This is a genomic window from Leifsonia stereocauli, assembly GCF_038432415.1.
Taxonomy (GTDB): Bacteria; Actinomycetota; Actinomycetes; order Actinomycetales; family Microbacteriaceae; genus Orlajensenia; species Orlajensenia stereocauli.
On the sequence record NZ_JBCAUN010000001.1, the window covers coordinates 1,085,592 to 1,105,820 of the forward strand.

Genomic DNA, 20,229 nt, shown 5'->3' on the forward strand with positions numbered 1-20,229 from the left:
AGGGAGCCCGCGCACCTGCTGTCGTCAGGAGTTGTTGCCTGAGTTCGACGAACGGTCGGGCAGGTAGGGCTCGATGGCTGCAGCGAGCTTCGCCGGAGACATCGACTGCAACCAGATCCGGCCGGGGCCGCGGATCTCGGCGAGGAAGAGCGAATCACCGAAGAACTTGTTCTTGATGCCCTTGACAGAGGTGAACTCCAGGTTCATGCCGGCCTCGAACATCGCCAGGTGTCCGGGGTGGATGAGCAACGACTGACCGGCAGGCAGCTCGTACTCGGTGATCTCACCGGCCAGCTGCACCCACGCCGTGCCGCTGCCGGCCAGCTTTTGGAAGATCACGCCCGCACCGCCGAAGATGCCTGCCCCTAGTTTCTGCTGCAGTCCCACGGACACCTCGATACCGGCGGTGCTTGCCGAATACGCACCCTGCTGCACCATGAACGAATCGGCCGCGTCGATGTCCAGCTGCCGGATCGTGCCCGGCAACTGCGCGGCGAACGCGAGCAGACCGCCCTGCGCCGGCGCCGTGTATTCGGTGAGGAACAGCTGGGCACCACCGAGCACCCGCTTCAGGCCGCTCATGAATCCGCCCTGGCCACCGGTGCCGTGCACGGTCGAGGTGTCCAGGGCGAAGCCGGGCGACATCCAGGCCACGTCACCACCCTCGGCCACGATCTTCTCCCCCGCCTCAAGCGTGAGCTCGAGGATCGGCATGGTCGTACCCGCAATAGTCGACTTCATGCGATACAACATAGACGCCATCCCGCAACTTGAGCCACACGTTGAGTTCCAGGAAGGTGACTCCCACAATCACGTCAAACAGCTCTGACTCCCTGGTTAGTTGCATGGGGCTACCTCGCTATGGATGAACCTCGCCGCTAGACGCCATACCGAGACGAGGTGCCGGGTGACCACCTCAGCCGAACCAGTGCCCTCGCTCACTGACCGCCGGGTTCTCAATCATCCACTGCTACTACTCGCCGATGGCCGCCCGCAGGCGGGTTCGACTGGATTCAAGACGGCTGACTCTTCGACTACAGCGACGTACTCCTTCGAGATGATCAATCGATGGCCGTACGGACGTTTGTCGCCGGCCACCTGTCGTGTTCCTAGCGGTCCTGTTCATCGGCTTACCCAAAGTTGCCGAAACCGTCAGCGACGCAAAGCGGGTACGGCTTCAAGAGCCCCAAGCACTCACTCAGAGATCGCCTCCACCGTTTCGGCCGTCTCCGTCGCTGACAGGGAAAGTGCGATATCGGCTTGGCTGATCATTCCGACGAGTTCCCGGCCGTCCATCACAGGTAGACGGCGGACTTGATGGTCCTGCATCGTCGTCAGCGCGTCGCGGATATCCTCATCGGCTCGTACTGTCACTGGCATTCCATCTGCGAGCTCGCCAGCTGTCACCTGCGTGGGATCACCGCCGCGGGCGATGCACTTCACCACGATGTCACGATCCGTCAGCATCCCCTTCAACTGGTCGTCGGCACCCCAAATCGGCAAGGCGCCCACGTCCAGTTCTGCCATCAGGCGAGCCGCCTCGGCCAGTGTCTCGTCTTCGCCGATGTGTGTGGGGTCGGCAGACATGATGTCGCGTGCTGTGGGCATAATCGTTCCTCTCGTGATCCGGTCACGTTATGCCCCGCTCCTGCAACTCTCCGAGGGCTTGACAAGCACTAGCAGCGCGTCGACTCAATCGAGCTACGAGCATGGTCCCGTCCTTTCTCGCCGCGTCCTTGCCTTCAGGTTCGCGGGAGACCGGGGCCCACTCCGCCCACTCGTCGAGGCGGCGGAAGCGTACTGTTCCGCGCACGCGACCATCTGGCAAGTGTTGATAGCTGATCTCGCCGTGCGAGCCGGGCTCTAGTTTGCTGCGTGTCATTGCGATCGTCCTCCGCTGGAGGAGACGAGCGCGGCCGAGCCGATCACCGTCGGTCCGTTCGCAACGTGAGCCAGGCCTCGACGTTCGCTCGGCTGTAGCGGAGTTACTTGCCGAGCTTCGTCGCCTTCGGTCCTGTGCCCTCGAGACGCCAGTGGTAGATCGTCTCCTTGGAAGGCTGCAGGTACTCCGCAAGCTCGTCGACGGTGAGGTAATCCCCGAGGCTTTCGATGAAGCGAGCGGGCGGATAGGTGTTCGGAATGGATGTGCTCATACTCCTTATGAGTGCGGCACAGATTCTGTTTCGTGTCTGTCTGATGTGATCCGATGTGGATCGCATCGAGGACCGGGACCGATTTCAAAAAGGCCCCAAAAAGGCCCCACAGGCCAGTTCTTAACGAAAAAGCCCCTGAGGAACTAGACGTTCATCAGGGGTTTTGGTGGATCTGAGGGGACTCGAACCCCTGACCCCCTGCATGCCATGCAGGTGCGCTACCAGCTGCGCCACAGACCCGTTCGCCTCCGGAATCCTCCGGAAGCAACTTGATTAGATTACTACACTCGCGAGGCGGTGTGAAATCGAGCGGGCTCAGTCGCGCGTGTCGTGCACGGGGAGTTCGAGGGGCACGACAGGGCAGTCCTTCCACAGGCGCTCGAGCGCGTAGTACTGGCGATCCTCCTGGTGGAAGACGTGCACGACGATGTCGCCGAAGTCGAGCAGAATCCAGCGTCCATCGGAACGGCCCTCGCGGCGGATGGTCTTCACTCCGGCGGCGAGCAGCTCGTCCTCGACCTCGCCGGCGATGGCGACGACGTTGCGCTCCGAGTTGCCGGTGACGATGAGGAAGGCGTCGACGAACGGAAGCGGGCCGGAGGTGTCGAGACCGACGAGGTCTTCACCCGACTTGGAATCGGCCGCGCGGGCGGCGATGTTCAGGAGCTCGATGGCGCGTTCGGTGGCAGGCATGAAGAGGTTCCTTGATGAGAAGAGACGCGCTGTCGGCGCATCAGAAGATGCCGGACACGAGTCCGGCGATGATGAGGGCCACGACGCCAACGGCGAGGACGCCCGCAGAGATGGAGAGGATGAAGGGGACGGTCCAGCGGCTCTGCTTCTGCGGAGGCTGGATGACGTCTCGCGTCGAGGTCTGGCCGCTCACGGCGCGAGAGGCGCGGATCGGCTGGGCGCCGGTCGCGGGACCGGCATCCTCGAGTTCGAAGAGACGATCGATCTCGGACGAGTCGACGCGGTCGGGGTGGGCGCCCGTCGAGCCGAGGCTGCGCGGGAGGTCGAACGATCCGGTGACCAGCACCTCGCCGGTGGTGAGTGCCACGGCGCCGTCGCCACTCTGCGGGATGGACGGCAGGATGAGGGCGCTCGTGGTCGTGGGCACTCCCCCGGCCGACACGCCGCCGGCGGCGATGCCCCGGGAGAGCAGCTGGTCGAACGACGGCTGCGCACCGGTCACGTCTCGGTCGTCTTCATGGTCTGCGTCGATCGACCAGTGGCCGACCGGCTTCGGCGGCAGCACGTCGTCGGTATGACCGAAGTCGAACGGCGAGGCGACGGGAGGCGCGACGACGACAGCCGGAGCGGGGGCCTCGGCGGCCGGTGCGGGGACTTCGGCGATCAGCGCGCTGGGCGCGGGCGCGGACGGAACCACGGGCACGGCGACTGTGGGAGGAAGCGAGAACCCAGTCTGCGCCGTCTCCCACACGGGGCGATTCTCGGCCTCGGACTCTGGGACCGGCGGCGACCAGGTGACGCGACGTCCGGTGTCGGATGCCGTCGGCTCGGCTTCGGGCTGAGCGGTCGGCGTCGACACCACGACCTCGATGGCTGACTCGGCTGCGGCTGCGGCCTCCTGCTCGGCGAGCATCGCGCGCAGCTCGCGTCGAGTGAGGGTGCGCATCGGAGTGCCGTCGGACTCGACTGCGGCATCCGTCTCGGCGTCGATCGAGTCGGCACCGGATGCCGGAGCCGCCGTCGCAGCCTGCAGGCCTGCGGAGCCACCCGGAGCGTAGGAACGCTGACGGAACTCGGGTGTCGTGGCTGCGGCCGGGGTGGTGAAGGAGGGCGCCTCGCTCGGAGCGACCTCGGCGGGAGCCTGAGGCGGCGCGGGCGGAGCACTCGTGAGGCTCCCCGCCGCGAACGACGAGCCGGAGTAGTTGGGGACTGCGGGGCGACCGGACAACAGCGCGTCGTAGTCGCTCTTCTCGTCGGCGGCGTCGGTGCTGTCGCCGCTGCCGTCGGCGTTATTCGTACCGATGGTGTCGATGGTGCCCGTGTAGGGAGTGACGAGCTGGGGGGCTTCGCCACCGGCTGTCGGCTCGGTGGTGACCGCGCGGCGAGTCAGTGGGCTCGGCGAAGCAGCGCTCTCCTGCGAACGCTCCGCTTCACGCGCCTGTCTGCGCGTCAGTGGCGGTTGATCCTGCCACGTCGTCATGCCGCACTCCGATACAGATGGTGCTTCGAGATGTACTGGACCACGCCATCGGGTACCAGATACCAGACCGGGTAACCCCGGTTGACCCGTTCCCTGCAGGCGGTCGATGAGATCGCAAGTGCGGGAACCTCCAACAAGCTTACGTCCGCCTGTGGCAATCCAGAAATGCTCAGGTCGTGTCCCGGGCGACTCACAGCGACGAAATGCGCGAGCTCCCACAGCTCGTGCACGTTCTTCCAGGTGAGGATCTGCGCGATGGCGTCGGCTCCGGTGATGAAGAACAATTCGGCCTCGGGACGTGCCGCACGGATGTCGCGCAGGGTGTCGATCGTGTACGTCGGGCCCGTTCGATCGATGTCGACGCGGCTCACTGTGAAGCGCGGATTGGATGCCGTCGCGATCACGGTCATGAGGTAGCGGTGCTCTCCGGTCGAGACCGCGGCCTTCTGCCAGGGCTGCCCGGTGGGCACGAAGACGACTTCATCGAGGTCGAAGGACTGCGCCACTTCGCTCGCAGCCACCAGGTGACCGTGGTGGATGGGGTCGAACGTTCCGCCCATGACGCCCACCCGGCGCCGGCGCGAAGGCTCACTCATGAGTCGGCTTCAGCCGATTCCGGTCAGTGCCCGCCGCCGTGAGCGTCGTGGCCGCCACCATGCGCCGCAGCGTATGCGTCGGCCTTCACCGCGTGCCGGTTCGCCACGTCGCGGAAGCTCCACACCACGAAGCCGAGGGCGGCGAAGACGACGAGCGCGATCGCGCCGAAGATGATCGTCGGGAAGCTGCTCGACGCGGCTTCGGTCTCAGCGAGAACTGTGGTCAGGAACGTCATGTGTTTCTCCTTTTGCGGACGAATCGGCCTTTTTCGCCCCGTCCGAGAGCTTAGTACGGCTAGCCGCGCACCTGTCCATCGCCACGCACGATCCATTTCGTGCTCGTGAGCTCGGTCAGTCCCATCGGTCCGCGAGCGTGCAGCTTCTGCGTCGAGATGCCCACCTCGGCCCCGAAGCCGAACTCCCCGCCGTCGGTGAAGCGCGTCGAGGCATTCACCATGACGGCCGCGGAATCGACCTCGTTGAGGAAGCGCTCGGCATTGCCCAGATCGTTGGTGATGATCGACTCTGTGTGCTTCGTCGAGTAGCGACGGATGTGGCCGATGGCATCGTCGAGGGAGTCGACGACGCCGACCGTCACGTCCAGGCTCATGTACTCGGTGCCCCAGTCCTCGTCAGTCGCCGGGGTCGCATCAGGCCAGATGGCGCGGGTGCGCTCGTCGGCGTGCACGGTGACTCCGGATGCCGCGAGCCGGTCGAGCACAGACGGAAGCAGTCGCTCGGCGGCATCAGCGTGCACGAGAACCGTCTCCACCGTGTTGCAGACGCTGGGGCGTTGCGTCTTGGCGTTGTGCACGATCTCCACGGCCCACTCCTGTGCCGCGCTCTCATCGAGGAAGATGTGAACGACGCCTGCTCCGGTCTCGATGACCGGCACCTTCGACTCGGCGACGACGGTGTTGATGAGGTCCGCGCTTCCGCGAGGGATGAGAACATCGACGAAGCCGCGGGCCTGCATCAGAGCCGTGGCGCCGGCACGACCGAAGTCGTCGATGGTCTGCACCGCCGTGCGCGGGAGGCCGACGGACTGCAGCGCGTCCTGGATGAGGCCGACGAGCGCGCGATTGCTGTTCTCGGCGGCCGAGCCCCCACGGAGAACGACGGCGTTTCCGCTCTTCAGCGCGAGTGCCGCGATGTCGACGGTCACGTTCGGCCGGGCTTCGTAGATGACGCCGACGACGCCGAACGGCACCCGTACTTGGGAGATGCGCACGCCGTTGGGCAGGGTGCTGCCCCGCACGACCTCGCCGACGGGATCGGTGAGCGACGCGATCTGCTCCACAGCCGCGGCCAAGGCCTCGACCCGCCTGCCGTCGAGGGCGAGCCTGTCGAGCAGGCCGTCGGTCAGTCCGTTCTCGCGACCGGTGTCCAGGTCGCGCGCATTGGCCGCGATCACCTCGTGCGCGGCACCGCGGAGGTGGTCGGCGACGGCGTGCAGAGCGGAGTTGCGTTGCGCCGTCGTGGCGACGGCGAGGGCGAATGACGCCGTGCGGGCGTCCTCGAGGCGCGCCTCGAATCCGGGCAGGGCGGCATCCGTCTCAGGCATGCGTCAAGCCTAGGGCAGCTACGGAATCGTTACGCCGCCGGCGAGAACCAGGTGCCGACGTCGACCCCGGTGAGGGCCTCGTGCACGAGCGCCGTCGACGTGACGAGCACGGCCGTGCCGGATTCGGCGGCGAGCCTCGCGGCAGAGGCTTTCGTCGAGGCTCCCCCGGTGCCGACGCTGTTCACTGTCGTCGACCCGAAGACGACACCCTCGAGGCCATCACCGTAGGCGACGTTCGCGATGCGCTCGGCACCGGGCTCCTGCGGCGGCTTGGTGTACAGCGAGTCGACGTCGCTCAGCAGCACGAGCAGGTCGGCATCGAGCAGCTGCGCCACCAGGGCGGCCAAGCGGTCGTTGTCGCCGAACCGGATCTCGTGGGTGGCGACGGTGTCGTTCTCGTTGACGATGGGCAGGATGCGCAGGTCGAGGAGACGCGCCATCGCACGCTGGGCATTCGACCGGTGCGTCGGGTTCTCGAGGTCGCCGGCCGTCAGGAGCACCTGGCCTGCGACGATGTCGTAGCGATCGAGGCTGTCCTGGTACCGGAAGATGAGGAGGTTCTGGCCGACGGATGCCGCAGCCTGCTGTGTCGCGAGATCGGAGGGCCGCTCGTCCAACTGCAGGTACGGCATGCCGGTGGCGATGGCACCCGAGGAGACCAGGACGACCTCGACGCCCCGCCCGTGCGCTGCGGCCAGGGCGTCGACGAGCGGGGGGATCTGTCCGGCGTTGTCACCGCTGATCGACGACGAGCCCACCTTCACGATGACGCGCTTGGCGCGCTGGACGTCTGCCCGCTCGGTGATCCTCACCGTTCCTCGGTCTCCATCGCGGTTCCGTCGGTGTGGTCGCTGTCCTTCCAGAGACCGGCCTCGCGCTCGCGTTCGAGCTCGGCGCGGGCCTCGGCCTTGGCGTCCATCCGCTCGAAGTACGTGCTGCGACGCTCGTCGCTGGTGCGGCGACGGTCTCCGTCGAGACGGGCGTCCGTTCCGCGAGGGGCGGTGATGAGTTCGGCAGTCGACGTGAGCGTCGGCTCCCAGTCGAAGATGATGCCCTCGCCCTTGCCGATGACGACGGTGGATCCTGCGATGGCGCCTGCCTTGAACAGGCGCTCTTCGACGCCCAGCTTGGCGAGGCGGTCGGCCAGGAAGCCGACAGCCTCGTCGTTGGCGAAGTCGGTCTGGGCGACCCAGCGCTCGGGCTTGACGCCGAGGATGCGGTAGATGTCTCCGTAGGAGCCGCCCTCCACCTTGACCGTGTAGTCCTGCTCGTTGACGGCGCTCGGGCGCAGCACGATGCGCTCGCGCGGCGGCTCGGCTGCGATCTCGGCGCGACCCTGCTCGACGAGCTCGGCCAGCGCGAAGCTCAGCTGGCGCAGGCCCTCGTGGCTCACCGTCGAGATCTCGAAGACGCGGTAGCCGCGCTCCTCGAGGTCGGCGGTGACGAAGTCGGCGAGCTCGCGGCCCTCCGGCACGTCGATCTTGTTGAGGGCGATGAGCTGCGGGCGCTCGAGCAGCGGCTTCTGGCCATCAGGCACAGGGTAGGCGGCCAGTTCGGTGAGGATGATGTCGAGGTCGCTGATCGGGTCGCGTCCGGGGTCGAGGGTGGCGCAGTCGAGCACGTGGAGCAGCGCGGTGCAGCGCTCGACGTGGCGCAGGAACTCGAGCCCGAGTCCCTTGCCCTCGCTGGCGCCCTCGATGAGACCGGGAACGTCGGCGATCGTGTAGCGGACTTCGCCGGCCTGCACGACTCCGAGGTTGGGGTGCAGCGTGGTGAAGGGGTAGTCGGCGATCTTGGGGCGTGCAGCGGACAGCGCAGCGACGAGGCTCGACTTGCCCGCGGAGGGGTAGCCGACGAGAGCGACGTCGGCGACTGTCTTCAGCTCGAGGACGACATCGCCCTCGTAGCCGGGAATGCCGAGCAACGCGAAGCCGGGGGCCTTGCGCTTGGTGGTCGAGAGGGCGGCGTTGCCGAGCCCGCCCTGACCACCGGGAGCAGCGATGAAGCGCATGCCCGGCTCGCTCATGTCGGCGAGTTCGTTGCCATCGCGGTCCTTGACGACGGTGCCGAGCGGCACGGGCAGCTCGAGGTCTCCCCCGTTGGCTCCGGCGCGGTGGTCGCCCATGCCGGGACCGCCGTTGGCACTCGACCGGTGAGGCGCTCGGTGGTAGCCGAGCAGGGTCGTCGTCTGCGGGTCCGCGACGAGGATGATGTCGCCACCGTGGCCGCCGTTGCCGCCGTCGGGGCCTGCCAACGGCTTGAACTTCTCACGACGGACGGAGACGCATCCGTTGCCCCCATGACCGGCACGCAGGTGGAGCGTGACGTTGTCGACGAAGGTGGTCATGCTGGATTCTCCTGAACATCGGGGGCGCCGCGTCCGGGTGGACGTGCGCTGGAAAGACGGAAGGGCGAGCCGAAGCCCGCCCTCGCGTCCATCGAATCGTGCGGTGCCTACTCGGCGGCCGCCACGATGTTGACGACCTTGCGGCCGCCCTTGTTGCCGAACTCGACCGAACCGGCCGAGAGGGCGAACAGAGTGTCGTCTCCGCCACGGCCGACGTTGGCGCCGGGGTGGAAGTGGGTGCCGCGCTGGCGGACGATGATCTCGCCTGCGCCGACGACCTGGCCGCCGAAGCGCTTCACGCCGAGGCGCTGTGCGTTCGAGTCACGACCGTTGCGGGTGGAGCTTGCGCCCTTTTTGTGTGCCATCTGTCAGTCTCCTCAGGGCTTACTTGATGCCGGTGATCTTGACGCGCGTGAGCTCCTGACGGTGGCCCTGACGCTTCTTGTATCCGGTCTTGTTCTTGAACTTCTGGATGACGATCTTCGGACCACGGAGGTCGTTGAGGACCTCGGCCGTGACGGTCACCTTCTCGAGCGACTTGGCGTCCGAGGTGATCGAGTCGCCATCGACAAGCAGCACCGGAGCGAGCTCGACGTTGCCGTTCTTGTCAGCCTTGATGCGGTCCATCGTGACGATGGTTCCGACCTCGACCTTTTCCTGGCGGCCACCGGCGCGCACAACTGCGTAAACCACTTTACGTACCTATTCTCTGGGGGGCTCCGAGAAGCCCCGATTCGTTTCACGGGAAATTTCCGCTGGGTTGACCGATCCAAGCCGACCTGGCCAACCAGAAAACCGTGGTGAGGGTGAGGACGAAGAATCCAACACACACCAACGGTCGAGTTTAGCCGAAGGATCTACCTCGGTCAAACACGGCCACCCGGCGCGTCGCCCGGTGGTCCGCCTTATGATCACGTACATGACCGTGCTCATCGACCAGCCGATGTGGCCGGCCCACGACACGATCTGGGCCCATCTCGTGAGCGACGCCTCACTCGATGAACTCCACGCCTTCGCTGCCGCGAACGGCATTCCCAGGCGTGGCTTCGACCGGGACCACTACGACGTGCCACTCGAGCGCCATGAGGCTCTCGTAGCCGCCGGGGCGGTCTTCGTGTCGAATCGCGAGCTGGTCACCCGGCTCCGCGCGAGCGGACTCCGGGTGACTGCCCGCGAACGGCGGGGCTTGTAGGGGTCTACTCGCCCGCACCGGTGGTGACGATGGGCTCGACCGGGGTGGTCGAGAGGCCGGCCGTCGTGACTCGTCGACTCCGCGCCCGACCCTGACCAGCCTGCTTCGGCTGAGGCAGGGAGTCGAGCACCGAGTCGAGCAGGTGCTCGGCCTCGACGGGGTTCACGCGCTTGGGCTCTCGCACGGCCTTCGCCACCACGGGGATGTCGAGGATCGCGACGGGAGCTTCGGCCGTGACGGGCTTCTCCTGGCGGGCACGACGCGAAGCCGGGCGCTTTTCTGCCGGACGATTCCCAGCTTCGGATGTCGCCGAGACGCTTGGAGCAGCCTCGGCCGCGACCTCTGCCTCGGCGGCGGGCCGGGTGGACGACTGCTCGGCCCGCTCGGCCTCGGCCGCTGCTGCGACATCAGTCGACCGTGACCGGCCCTCGGCCACCTCGCTCTTCGGCTGCTCGGTGTTCGACTGCTCGCCGGCGACCTGCTCGGAGCTCGACTGCTCGGGATTCGCCTGCTCGCCCTTGCCGTGACGTCCCCGACGACCACGACGCGACGACTTGCGATCGCCGGATGCGGCCTCGGTCGAAGCCTCGGTGTTCGACTGCTCCTGCGCCTCGGCGGGCTCCGAGACGACGGCTGCTGCTGCGGCTTCCTTCTCGTGAGGGTGCAGGGTCGATGCGGCGATCATGGCGAGGGCGTGCTTGGCGTCCTCGGTGATCCCGTGCGTTCCGTTGCCCGACTTGGCGGCATCCGTCGGCGCTGCCGACTGCGAGCTCGGAGCCGACTGGCCGCCACCGCGACGACGGTTGCTCGAACCGGCGATGGCCGGCTGAGGCGTCTGCTGCTGCTGGCGGTGACGCACGACGGGATCGTGGTGCACGATGATGCCGCGGCCGGCGCAGACCTCACAGTTCTCGCTGAACGACTCGAGCAGGCCGAGCCCCAGCTTCTTGCGGGTCATCTGCACCAGTCCGAGCGAAGTGACCTCGGCGACCTGGTGCTTGGTGCGGTCACGGCTGAGGCACTCGACGAGACGGCGCAGCACGAGGTCGCGGTTCGACTCGAGCACCATGTCGATGAAGTCGACCACGATGATGCCGCCGATATCGCGCAGGCGCAGCTGGCGGACGATCTCCTCGGCGGCCTCGAGGTTGTTCTTGGTGACGGTCTCCTCGAGGTTTCCACCGGAGCCGACGAACTTGCCGGTGTTGACGTCGACGACCGTCATGGCCTCGGTGCGGTCGATCACGAGCGAGCCACCGGACGGCAGCCAGACCTTGCGGTCGAGGGCCTTCTCGATCTGCTCCGAGATGCGGAACTCGTCGAAGGCGTCCTTGTCGCCGGTGTAGGTCTCGACGCGCTCTACCAGGTCGGGGGCGACTGCACGAAGGTAGGCCTCGATGGTCTCCTGGGCCTCGTCGCCGGCGATGACCATCTTCTGGAAGTCCTCGTTGAAGACGTCGCGCACGATCTTGATGAGCAGGTCGGGCTCGGAGTGCAGCAGGGCAGGAGCCTGCACGGTCTCGAGCTGCTTGGAGATCGACGCCCACTGTTCGATGAGGCGGTTGACGTCGAGCGTCAGCTGCTCCTCGGTCGCACCCTCGGCGGCGGTGCGCACGATGACGCCCTGGTTGTCGGGAAGGACCTCCTTGAGGATCTTCTTGAGGCGCGCGCGCTCGGTGTCGGGGAGCTTGCGGCTGATGCCGTTCATCGAGCCGTTCGGCACGTACACGAGGTAGCGGCCGGGCAGCGAGATCTGGCTGGTCAGGCGGGCACCCTTGTGGCCGACGGGGTCCTTCGTGACCTGCACGAGCACCTTGTCGCCGGGCTTGAGCGCGAGCTCGATGCGACGCGGCTGGTTGCCACCGGGGTTCTCCGCCGCAGCGGCCTCCCAGTCGACCTCGCCAGAGTACAGCACGGCGTTGCGGCCGCGTCCGATGTCGACGAACGCCGCCTCCATGCTGGGCAGCACGTTCTGCACGCGGCCGAGGTACACATTCCCGATGAGGGAGGCGTCCTGGTTGCGGGCGACGTAGTGCTCAACGAGCACGCCGTCCTCGAGAACGCCGATCTGGATGCGGGCGCTCTTGGAGCGCACGACCATCGTGCGGTCGACCGACTCGCGGCGGGCGAGGAACTCGGCCTCGGTGATGACGGCACGACGACGACCGGCGTCGCGGCCGTCGCGACGGCGCTGCTTCTTGGCCTCGAGCCGGGTCGAGCCCTTGATGCGCTGAGGCTCGGTGATGAGCTCGGGCTGGCGCGGGGCGCGCACCTTGACCACTGTGTTCGTCGGGTCGTCTGACCCACCACGGCTCTCGTCACCGCTGCGACGACGGGCGCGGCGACGCAGAGTCGACTCCGACTCCTCGAAGTCGTCGTCCTGGTCGCGGTCGTCGCGCTCCGAGCGGTCGGGGCGTCCGCCCCGGTTCGGCCGCGGCGGCAGGGCTGCGATCTCGGGCGCGTGGAAGATGAGCGACGTCGTCGTCAGCGCTGCGGGGAAGAGCGTCGGGGCGACGGATGCCGCAGGCTCGCCCTGCGACTCGGCTGCGGCGTCCTCCACCTCGACGTCAGCCGGCGCGGCGTCGGCGGGCTCTGCGTCAGCGGTCTGCTCGTCAGCGCTCGACTCCGCGGCGGTCGGCTCCTCGACGGTCGGCTTCTCGACGACCGGCGCGGCCTTGGACCTCGCGGCCTTCGGCTCGGGGGTGGCCGGCACCTCGACTGCGGCATCCGGGGCCGCGGCCTGGGCGGCATCCGTCACCTCGGCCGTGGGCTCAACTGGCGCCTGCTCCGCCTTCTTCTGGCTCTTGCGAGCCCCGAAGATGCGCGTGCGCTTGCGGCCACCGGTCTCCCCGACATTCTTCGTCGGGTCAGTGTTCTCGTTGTTCTCCACCATTGCTGGGGCACTCCTCGACCGGTGCGACTGGCCGCGCCATCCGCGTTCCGGGTACTCTCTCACGCGAGTCTCCGCCGATGCGGAATCTCGCTAATCCTCTGTCGTCTGCAGCCGGCACATTGGCTCTGGCTGCCACTTCTCTCGGTCTGGGACCGAATGTTCGGGTGCACCGCACCCATCAAGCCTTCTTGGCGTCGGACTGAGCGCGGCTCAGTCGACACATCCGATTATCGCACGGCTTCACAGATCGGCGGTGATCAGCCATGCCATAATCGCCAATCATGAGCGAGACCACCCCTGCCGGCACAGTGTCCAGACCCGCCTACGCCGTCGGAATCGTGTTGGCAGTGCTCGGCGCATTCGGTCTGCTGGCTGCATTCGAACTCACCCTGGAGAAGTTCCATGCCCTCGAGTTCCCGGGAACAGGGGCCTCGTGCGACTTCAGCCTGATCGTGCAGTGCTCGGTCAACCTGGCCTCATCGCAGGGCGCGGTGCTCGGGTTCCCGAACCCCGTGATCGGCCTCATCTGCTGGCCGGTGGTCATCACGATCGGCGTGGCGATCCTGGCTCGGGCGCGGTTCGCCGCCTGGTTCTGGATCGGCCTGAACATCGGCGTGATCGGAGCCCTGGCGTTCGTCATCTGGCTGATGTACCAGAGCATCCACATCCTCGCGACGCTCTGCCCGTGGTGCATGCTCACCTGGGCCGTCGTGATCCCGTTGTTCTGGGTGGTCACGATCGACAACCTGCGCACGGGCCGCATCCCCACGAACGAGCGGTTCCGACGGTTCGCAGCATCAGCGTTCGGCTGGATCCCGCTGATCACCCTGGTCTGCTACCTGATCGTCGCGGTCATCGCGCAGCTGCGTCTCGACGTGCTGGGGTACCTGTTCTGAGGCTCATCACCGCTGAGGGTCGGACGGAGTCCGCGCCACACCCGTTCGGTGAGGGCCGACGGAGTCCGCGCCACACCCGTTCGCTGAGGGCCGGACGGAGTCCGCGCCCGAAGCGTCACCTGTCATGCGCGGTGCGCTTCGGGCGGTCGCTCCGCTCGGCCCTCAGCGAGCGCGAGACACTCAGGCGAACCAGAGGGCGAGCTCGCGCGCGGCCGACTCGGGCGAGTCGGAGCCGTGCACCAGGTTCTGCTGCACCTTGAGGCCCCAGTCGCGTCCGAGGTCGCCGCGGATCGTGCCGGGCGCGGCGGTGGTCGGGTCGGTGGTGCCGGCCAGCGAGCGGAAGCCTTCGATGACGCGGTTGCCCGCGAGACGGATGGCGACGCTCGGGCCGGACTCCATGAACTCGATGAGCGGCTCGAAGAACGGCTTGCCCTCGTGCTCGGCGTAGTGCTGGGCGAGCAGGTCGCGGTCGGCCTCGACGAGGCGGAGGTCGACGAGCGAGTAGCCCTTGGCCTCGATGCGGCGCAGGATCTCCCCGGTCAGGCCGCGGGCGACGCCGTCGGGCTTGACGAGGACGAGGGTCTCTTCGATCGTGGTCATGCGTTCTCCTTGTTGTGTCGGTCGATACGTCCGCCGCTGATCATGGCGTAGGTCCACATGGCGGCGAAGATGGCTCCTACGAAGAACATTCCCGGGTTGAGCAGTCCGGCGAGCAGGATCAACGCCTGCACGATCCATCCGAGCACGTAGGCGAACGGATGCCGCAGCAGGCCGAGCGTGATCACGATGAGCAGGCAGACGACACCACCGCTCACGAGAGCCGCGACGGGCCCGATGCTGACGAGACCGGCTGTCGGCAGCCCGAAGTTCACGAGGGCGGCGAGGAACACCACGATGAGCTCGAAGCCGAGCACGATCGAGGCGAGGCTGCGCTTGATGGAGCGGGGTGCCGGAGTGCGACCGGCCGGCGCGGATGCGGCATCCGGGCCCTCCGCGTCATCGGGCAGACCGGCGCCGGACGCGCTTGGGGCCGTCACGAGGCCATCCAGTCACGATCGGCCGCGTAGTCCATGGCCTCTGCGACGAGGGTGATCGACCCGGTCACGACGACCGCCCGACGCGGGGCGGCAGCCGCCCACTGGCGCGCCTCGTCGAGGGCGTCGGCCACCGAGTCGAACGGGAACACCATGTCCTGGTTCGCCCACTCCACCATGGCGTTCGCGAGTTCGGAGGCCGGGATGGCGCGCTCCGACGACGACGCCGTGACGTTGAAGTGGTGCACGGCCGGGACGAGCGCCTCGACGATGCCCCGGGCATCCTTGTCGGAGAGGATGCCGACCACGGCGACGATCTCGTCGAAGTCGAAGAACGATTCGAGCGAGGTGACGAGCGCTGCCGCTCCGTGCGGGTTGTGGGCCCCGTCGACGATCACGCTCGGCTCGATGCCCACGAGCTGCAGGCGGCCGGGGGACGTCGCCGTGGCGAGGCCCTCTTCGACGAGTGCTGTGGTGAGGGGCTGCGCTCCCCCGCCGATGAACGCCTCGACGGCCGCGATCGCCACGGCGGCGTTCTGTGCCTGGTGCGCACCGTAGAGGGGCAGGAACATCTCGTCGTAGCTGCCGGCCACCCCGCGAACGCTGATGAGCTGGCCGCCCACGGCGACGCGGTTCTCGGTGAGGGCGAACTGCGCGCCCTCGACGGCGAAGGTCGACTCGGTGAGCTCGACGGCACGCTCGAGCTCACCGAGGGCCTCCGGTGCCTGCGCGGCAGAGACGACGCTCGCGGCCGGCTTGATGATGCCAGACTTCGTGCGGGCGATGGCAGCGACGGTGTCGCCGAGGCGTCCGACGTGGTCGAGGGCGATCGGCGTGAACACGGCCACCTGGCCGTCGGCGACGTTGGTGGAGTCCCACTCCCCGCCCATGCCGACCTCGAGCACGACGACGTCGACCGGAGCGTCGGCGAAGCACGCGAAAGCGAGCACAGTGAGCACCTCGAAGAAGCTGAGCGGTGCGTCTCCGGATGCCTCGAGCTCGGCATCCGTCATCGCGATGTACGGCTCGATGTCCTCCCAGTTGCGCACCAGCGCCTCATCGGTGATCGGCTCGCCGTCGATGAGGATGCGCTCGGTGAAGCGTGTCAGGTGGGGGCTGGTGAGCAGGCCGGTCTTGAGCCCGTAGGCACGCAGGATGCTGTCGATGATGCGGCTGGTGCTGGTCTTGCCGTTCGTGCCCGTGATGTGGATGACCGGGTAGGCGCGCTGCGGGTCGCCCAGCAGCTCGACGGCGCGCCGGGTTGCTGACAGCCGCGGCTGCGGGTTGGACTCGCCGATGCGGGCCAGGAGGCCCTCGTAGACGGCGTCGGCAGGCTGGCGCCAGATGTCTTCGTCGTTCATGCCTTCTCCAGAGCGATGGTGAGGGTGGAGTCGCGACCCACCGAGAGGGCCTCGGCCGGCAGCTCGGTGCCACCGAACGCGGCGATGTCGAGGCCGACGGCGAGAGTCTCGGCGCCGATGAGCTCGGCGTGCACTCGCGCGGCCGTGGCGGCGGTCTCGTTCAGGGTGAGACGCAGACGGATGCGGTCGCTGACCTCGAGCCCTGCCGCCTTGCGGGCGTCCTGCACGGCGCGGATGACGTCGCGAGCCAGCCCCTCGGCCTCGAGTTCGTGGGTGATCACGGTGTCGAGCAGCACGAAGCCGCCGCCGGGGAGCAGCGCGAGCGCCACCCCGGAGCCGGCCTCGGCCGTCGCCTCGAGCACGAGGTCGTACTCGCCCTCGACGAGTGCGATGCCGCCGGCGGTGACGACGCCGTCGGTCTCGGACCAGTCACCGGTGCGCGCACCCTGGATGGCCTTCTGCACCTCCTTGCCGAGACGGGGGCCGGCGGCACGTGCGTTCACGGTCAGACGGCTCGAGACGCCGTAGTCGGCTGCGCTCGACTCGGCGAGCTCGACGACGTCGACGGCCTTCACGTTGAGCTCCTCGCGCAGGATGGCCTCGAACGGAGCGAGGGCGGTGGCGGATGCCGACACCACCGTGAGCTTCGCCAGCGGAAGTCGCACGCGCAGGCCCGACTGCTTGCGCAGCGAGAGAGCGGTGGAGCTGATCGCCCGAACCTCGTCCATCACGGCGACGAGGGCGTCGTCGGAGGGGAACTCCGCGGCGTCTGGCCAGTCGGCCAGGTGAACGCTGCGCCCGCCGGTGAGCCCCTGCCAGATGCGCTCGGAGACGAGCGGCAGCAGCGGAGCGGTGAGGCGGGTGTAGGTCTCGAGCACCGTGTAGAGCGTGTCGAACGCCTCGCTGCCCGCGCCGTCCTCGCCGACGCCGGCCCAGAACCTGTCGCGCGAACGACGCACGTACCAGTTGGTGAGCACGTCGGCGAAGTCGCGGAGCTTCGCGGCCGCGAGCGTGGAGTCGAGCTGCTCGAGGTCCGTCGTGACTGCACTGACGAGGTCGCCGAGTTTGGCGAGCAGGTAGCGGTCGAGCACGTCGGTCGAGTCCGTGCGGCGACTCGCCTCGTAGCCGGCATCCGACGATGCATTTGCGTAGAGGGAGAAGAAGTACCACGTGCTCCAGAGCGGGAGCATCACCTGGCGCACGCCCTCGCGAATGCCCTCCTCGGTGACGACGAGATTGCCGCCGCGCAGCACCGAGCTCGACATGAGGAACCAGCGCATGGCGTCGGAGCCGTCGCGGTCGAACACCTCGGAGACGTCGGGGTAGTTGCGCAGCGACTTGCTCATCTTCTGGCCGTCGCTGCCGAGCACGATCCCGTGGCTGACGACGTTGGTGAACGCCGGTCGGTCGAACAGCGCGGTGGAGAGCACGTGCAGCATGTAGAACCAGCCGCGCGTCTGACCGATGTACTCCACGATGAAGTCGGCCGGGTTGTGGCTGTCGAACCACTCCTGGTTCTCGAAGGGGTAGTGCACCTGGGCGAACGGCATCGAGCCGGAGTCGAACCAGACGTCGAGTACGTCGGGGATGCGGCGCATCGTCGACTTCCCTGTCGGGTCGTCGGGGTTCGGGCGGGTGAGCTCGTCGATGTACGGGCGGTGCAGGTCGGGCTCGCCTGCAGCGTTCCGAGGCTGCGTGCCGAAGTCGCGCTCGAGTTCCTCGAGCGAGCCGTATACGTCCATGCGCGGGTATTCGGGGTCGTCGCTCTTCCACACGGGGATGGGTGAGCCGAAGTAGCGGTTGCGGCTGATGGACCAGTCCCTGGCGTTGCCGATCCACTTGCCGAACTGGCCGTCCTTGACGTTCTCGGGCACCCAGGTGATGTCCTGGTTGAGGTCGACCATCCGGTCGCGGAAGTCGGTGACGCGCACGAACCAGCTCGAGACGGCCTTGTAGATGAGCGGGTTGCGGCAGCGCCAGCAGTGCGGGTACGAGTGCACGTAGCTGGCCTGGCGGAGCAGGCGCCCCTCGGCCTTGAGCAGCTGCGTGAGCGGCTTGTTGGCGTCGCTCCAGAGCTGGCCCGCGACATCCGTCACGTCGGAGAGGAACTTGCCGCCGTCGTCGAGGGAGATGATGACGGGGATGCCGTTGGCCTCGGAGACCTTCTGGTCCTCCTCGCCGTAGGCGGGCGCGAGGTGCACGATGCCGGTGCCGTCCTCGGTGGTGACGTAGTCGGCGACGAGGATGCGCCAGCCGTTCTGCATGCCCCACGCGTCGACATCGGCGTAGTAGTCGAACAGGCGGTCGTACGTCACGCCCTCGAGCTCGATGCCGAGCACCGTGCGGGATACCGCTGCCATCGCGTCGGCGGCCGACTCGTAGCCGAGGTCCTTGGCGTAGTTGCCGACGAGGTCGATGGCGATGAGGTACTCCGCGCCCAGGACTTCGGTGCCGTCGTTGCCGCCCGAACGCTCACGCAGGACGGTGGCATCCGGAGTCCCGTTCGGCCCCGCGGGAACCACGGCGTAGGTGATGGCCGGACCCACAGCGAGTGCGGCGTTGGTCGGGAGGGTCCACGGCGTGGTGGTCCAGGCGAGGGCGCGCACGGCGGTGAGCCCGAGAGACTCCGCCTTGGCCCCGGTGAGCGGGAAGGTCACCGTGACTGTCTGGTCCTGGCGGTCCTTGTAGACGTCGTCGTCCATGCGCAGCTCGTGGTTCGACAGCGGCGTCTGGTCGCGCCAGCAGTACGGCAGCACGCGGTAGCCCTCGTAGGCGAGGCCCTTGTCGTGCAGGCGCTTGAAGGCCCAGATGACGCTCTCCATGAAGGTCACGTCGAGGGTCTTGTAGTCGTTCTCGAAGTCCACCCAGCGGGCCTGACGGGTGACGTAGCCCTCCCACTCCTTGGTGTAGCGCAGCACCGAGTCCTGGGCGGCGCGGTTGAACGCGGCGATGCCCATCTCCTCGATCTGGCTCTTGTCGGTGATCCCGAGCTGGCGCTCGGCCTCGAGCTCGGCCGGGAGCCCGTGAGTGTCCCAGCCGAAGCGACGGTGGACCTGCTTGCCGCGCATGGTCTGGAAGCGCGGGAAGACATCCTTCGCGTACCCGGTCAGCAGGTGGCCGTAGTGAGGGAGGCCGTTGGCGAATGGCGGGCCGTCGTAGAACACCCACTCTGCAGCGCCGTCGCGGTTGTCGATGGAGGCCTGGAAGGTCCCGTCGTTCTTCCAGAACTCGAGCACCTCCCGCTCGATCGAGGGGAAGTTCGGCGACGGCACGACTCCGTCGGAAGCGTGCTGGGGATCCTGACCCTTGGGGTACAACGCGTGGCTCCTGGATGCGAGAGAGACTTCTCCACGAGGACGGCGAGCCCGTCGAGCTCCACCGCGGTACCACCCCGCTTGCGCACCGACCCCGTGAGTTGCCCGGAACCGCTGCACCGCTTGTTCATTGGCTGTGACGGGCCAGACCCGTTCGGCTCTACTGGGCTCTCGCCGTTCTTCCGAAGACTCCCCGGTGATGGCCGGATCGATGTCGTTGCCCTCAGTCTACGCGAACACGGTGCTCGAGTGACCGTCACCCGCACCTCAGCGATAGGCCTCGTCGATGAGCGCGTGCAGCGCCGCCGGGGCCACCCTGTGCTCGCGTGCCTCAGCGACCAGGTCGTGGATCAGCCCGGCCAGGACCATATGCCCTCCGACGCGCACCGTCACGACTGCTCCCCTGCCCCGGTGCAATTCCACCAGGCCCTCGTCGCGCAGCACCCTGTAGCCGTGCAACACGGTCTGCACGTTGATGTCGAGCTGCTCGGCGAGCGCCCGAGCTGACGGGAGACGCTCACCGTCGACGAGACGACCGTCGACGATGGAGCCACGGATGCCCGAGGCGAGCTGCTCGAACAGGGGGCGTGGGCTGGACGGATCGACGCGAATCTGCATGAATTGAGTGTATTGAGGTAGCCCAACTGGTTCAATCAGGCGCGATGTTGCTCGCAGTGCTGTCAGGATGAATCATGCCCTCCCGCCA

General features: G+C 67.5%; 20 protein-coding genes and 1 tRNA gene. 2 read left to right on the top strand and 19 right to left on the bottom strand.

Annotation, left to right across the window (positions count from 1 at the left end):
- Positions 1-24 precede the first annotated feature (24 nt).
- From AADV74_RS05315 to rplU, 13 genes are all read right to left on the bottom strand, one after another.
- Positions 25-741, bottom strand: a complete 717-nt coding sequence (locus AADV74_RS05315) for a TIGR00266 family protein (protein WP_342112454.1) — start codon at positions 739-741, stop codon at positions 25-27.
- A 453-nt stretch (positions 742-1,194) separates the two neighbouring features.
- Positions 1,195-1,608 carry a CBS domain-containing protein gene (locus AADV74_RS05320; protein WP_342112455.1) on the bottom strand — a complete coding sequence of 138 codons (414 nt, stop codon included), beginning with the start codon at positions 1,606-1,608 and terminating at the stop codon, positions 1,195-1,197.
- Positions 1,609-1,985: 377 nt separating this feature from the next.
- Positions 1,986-2,153, bottom strand: a complete 168-nt coding sequence (locus tag AADV74_RS05325) for a helix-turn-helix transcriptional regulator (RefSeq protein WP_342112456.1) — start codon at positions 2,151-2,153, stop codon at positions 1,986-1,988.
- A gap of 164 nt (positions 2,154-2,317) precedes the next feature.
- A tRNA-Ala gene (locus AADV74_RS05330) sits at positions 2,318-2,393 on the bottom strand.
- A 75-nt stretch (positions 2,394-2,468) separates the two neighbouring features.
- The gene (gene rsfS, locus AADV74_RS05335; protein ID WP_055911696.1) at positions 2,469-2,846 is read right to left on the bottom strand and encodes a ribosome silencing factor; all 378 of its coding nucleotides are present in this window, start codon (positions 2,844-2,846) and stop codon (positions 2,469-2,471) included.
- A gap of 40 nt (positions 2,847-2,886) precedes the next feature.
- On the bottom strand, positions 2,887-4,326 hold the full coding sequence (locus AADV74_RS05340) for a hypothetical protein (RefSeq protein WP_342112457.1): 1,440 nt from the start codon (positions 4,324-4,326) through the stop codon (positions 2,887-2,889).
- The gene (nadD, locus tag AADV74_RS05345; protein WP_342112458.1) at positions 4,323-4,922 is read right to left on the bottom strand and encodes a nicotinate-nucleotide adenylyltransferase; all 600 of its coding nucleotides are present in this window, start codon (positions 4,920-4,922) and stop codon (positions 4,323-4,325) included. The genes AADV74_RS05340 and nadD overlap by 4 nt, the downstream gene beginning before the upstream one ends.
- Positions 4,923-4,945: 23 nt before the next feature.
- On the bottom strand, positions 4,946-5,158 hold the full coding sequence (locus AADV74_RS05350; RefSeq protein WP_056163061.1) for a hypothetical protein: 213 nt from the start codon (positions 5,156-5,158) through the stop codon (positions 4,946-4,948).
- A 59-nt stretch (positions 5,159-5,217) separates the two neighbouring features.
- Positions 5,218-6,486 (bottom strand): glutamate-5-semialdehyde dehydrogenase, encoded by a 1,269-nt coding sequence (locus AADV74_RS05355; RefSeq protein ID WP_342112459.1) that lies wholly within the window; start codon positions 6,484-6,486, stop codon positions 5,218-5,220.
- A gap of 29 nt (positions 6,487-6,515) precedes the next feature.
- A complete protein-coding gene (gene proB / locus AADV74_RS05360; RefSeq protein ID WP_342112460.1) occupies positions 6,516-7,298 on the bottom strand; it encodes a glutamate 5-kinase in 783 nt (260 codons plus the stop codon).
- A complete protein-coding gene (gene obgE / locus AADV74_RS05365; RefSeq protein ID WP_342112461.1) occupies positions 7,295-8,833 on the bottom strand; it encodes a GTPase ObgE in 1,539 nt (512 codons plus the stop codon). Before obgE ends, proB begins: the two co-directional genes overlap by 4 nt.
- Positions 8,834-8,940: 107 nt before the next feature.
- Entirely contained in the window at positions 8,941-9,198 is a 258-nt protein-coding gene (rpmA, locus tag AADV74_RS05370) for a 50S ribosomal protein L27 (protein WP_055818357.1), read from the bottom strand.
- A gap of 19 nt (positions 9,199-9,217) precedes the next feature.
- Complete coding sequence (rplU, locus tag AADV74_RS05375; protein ID WP_056163075.1) at positions 9,218-9,526, bottom strand: 50S ribosomal protein L21; 309 nt, start codon at positions 9,524-9,526, stop codon at positions 9,218-9,220.
- Between the two features lie 226 nt (positions 9,527-9,752).
- Here rplU and AADV74_RS05380 point away from each other — a divergent pair, with 226 nt between their 5' ends.
- A complete protein-coding gene (locus tag AADV74_RS05380; protein WP_055911674.1) occupies positions 9,753-10,025 on the top strand; it encodes a DUF4031 domain-containing protein in 273 nt (90 codons plus the stop codon).
- A gap of 4 nt (positions 10,026-10,029) precedes the next feature.
- On the opposite strand, the gene AADV74_RS05385 is transcribed toward AADV74_RS05380, so the two are convergent.
- Positions 10,030-12,918 carry an Rne/Rng family ribonuclease gene (locus AADV74_RS05385; RefSeq protein WP_425287250.1) on the bottom strand — a complete coding sequence of 963 codons (2,889 nt, stop codon included), beginning with the start codon at positions 12,916-12,918 and terminating at the stop codon, positions 10,030-10,032.
- A gap of 281 nt (positions 12,919-13,199) precedes the next feature.
- Between AADV74_RS05385 and AADV74_RS05390 the strand changes: the two genes are divergently transcribed.
- Positions 13,200-13,814, top strand: a complete 615-nt coding sequence (locus AADV74_RS05390; protein WP_342112462.1) for a vitamin K epoxide reductase family protein — start codon at positions 13,200-13,202, stop codon at positions 13,812-13,814.
- A gap of 180 nt (positions 13,815-13,994) precedes the next feature.
- Here AADV74_RS05390 and ndk read toward each other — a convergent pair whose 3' ends face one another.
- The 5 genes from ndk to AADV74_RS05415 all read right to left on the bottom strand — a co-directional run bounded on the left by ndk (position 13,995) and on the right by AADV74_RS05415 (position 20,141).
- The gene (gene ndk / locus AADV74_RS05395) at positions 13,995-14,414 is read right to left on the bottom strand and encodes a nucleoside-diphosphate kinase (RefSeq protein ID WP_342112463.1); all 420 of its coding nucleotides are present in this window, start codon (positions 14,412-14,414) and stop codon (positions 13,995-13,997) included.
- Entirely contained in the window at positions 14,411-14,851 is a 441-nt protein-coding gene (locus AADV74_RS05400) for a DUF4233 domain-containing protein (protein ID WP_342112464.1), read from the bottom strand. Before AADV74_RS05400 ends, ndk begins: the two co-directional genes overlap by 4 nt.
- Positions 14,848-16,209 carry a bifunctional folylpolyglutamate synthase/dihydrofolate synthase gene (locus tag AADV74_RS05405; protein WP_342112465.1) on the bottom strand — a complete coding sequence of 454 codons (1,362 nt, stop codon included), beginning with the start codon at positions 16,207-16,209 and terminating at the stop codon, positions 14,848-14,850. Before AADV74_RS05405 ends, AADV74_RS05400 begins: the two co-directional genes overlap by 4 nt.
- Complete coding sequence (gene ileS / locus AADV74_RS05410; protein WP_342112466.1) at positions 16,206-19,526, bottom strand: isoleucine--tRNA ligase; 3,321 nt, start codon at positions 19,524-19,526, stop codon at positions 16,206-16,208. The genes AADV74_RS05405 and ileS overlap by 4 nt, the downstream gene beginning before the upstream one ends.
- Positions 19,527-19,790: 264 nt before the next feature.
- A complete protein-coding gene (locus AADV74_RS05415) occupies positions 19,791-20,141 on the bottom strand; it encodes a GntR family transcriptional regulator (RefSeq protein ID WP_342112467.1) in 351 nt (116 codons plus the stop codon).
- Between the last annotated feature and the right edge of the window lie 88 nt (positions 20,142-20,229).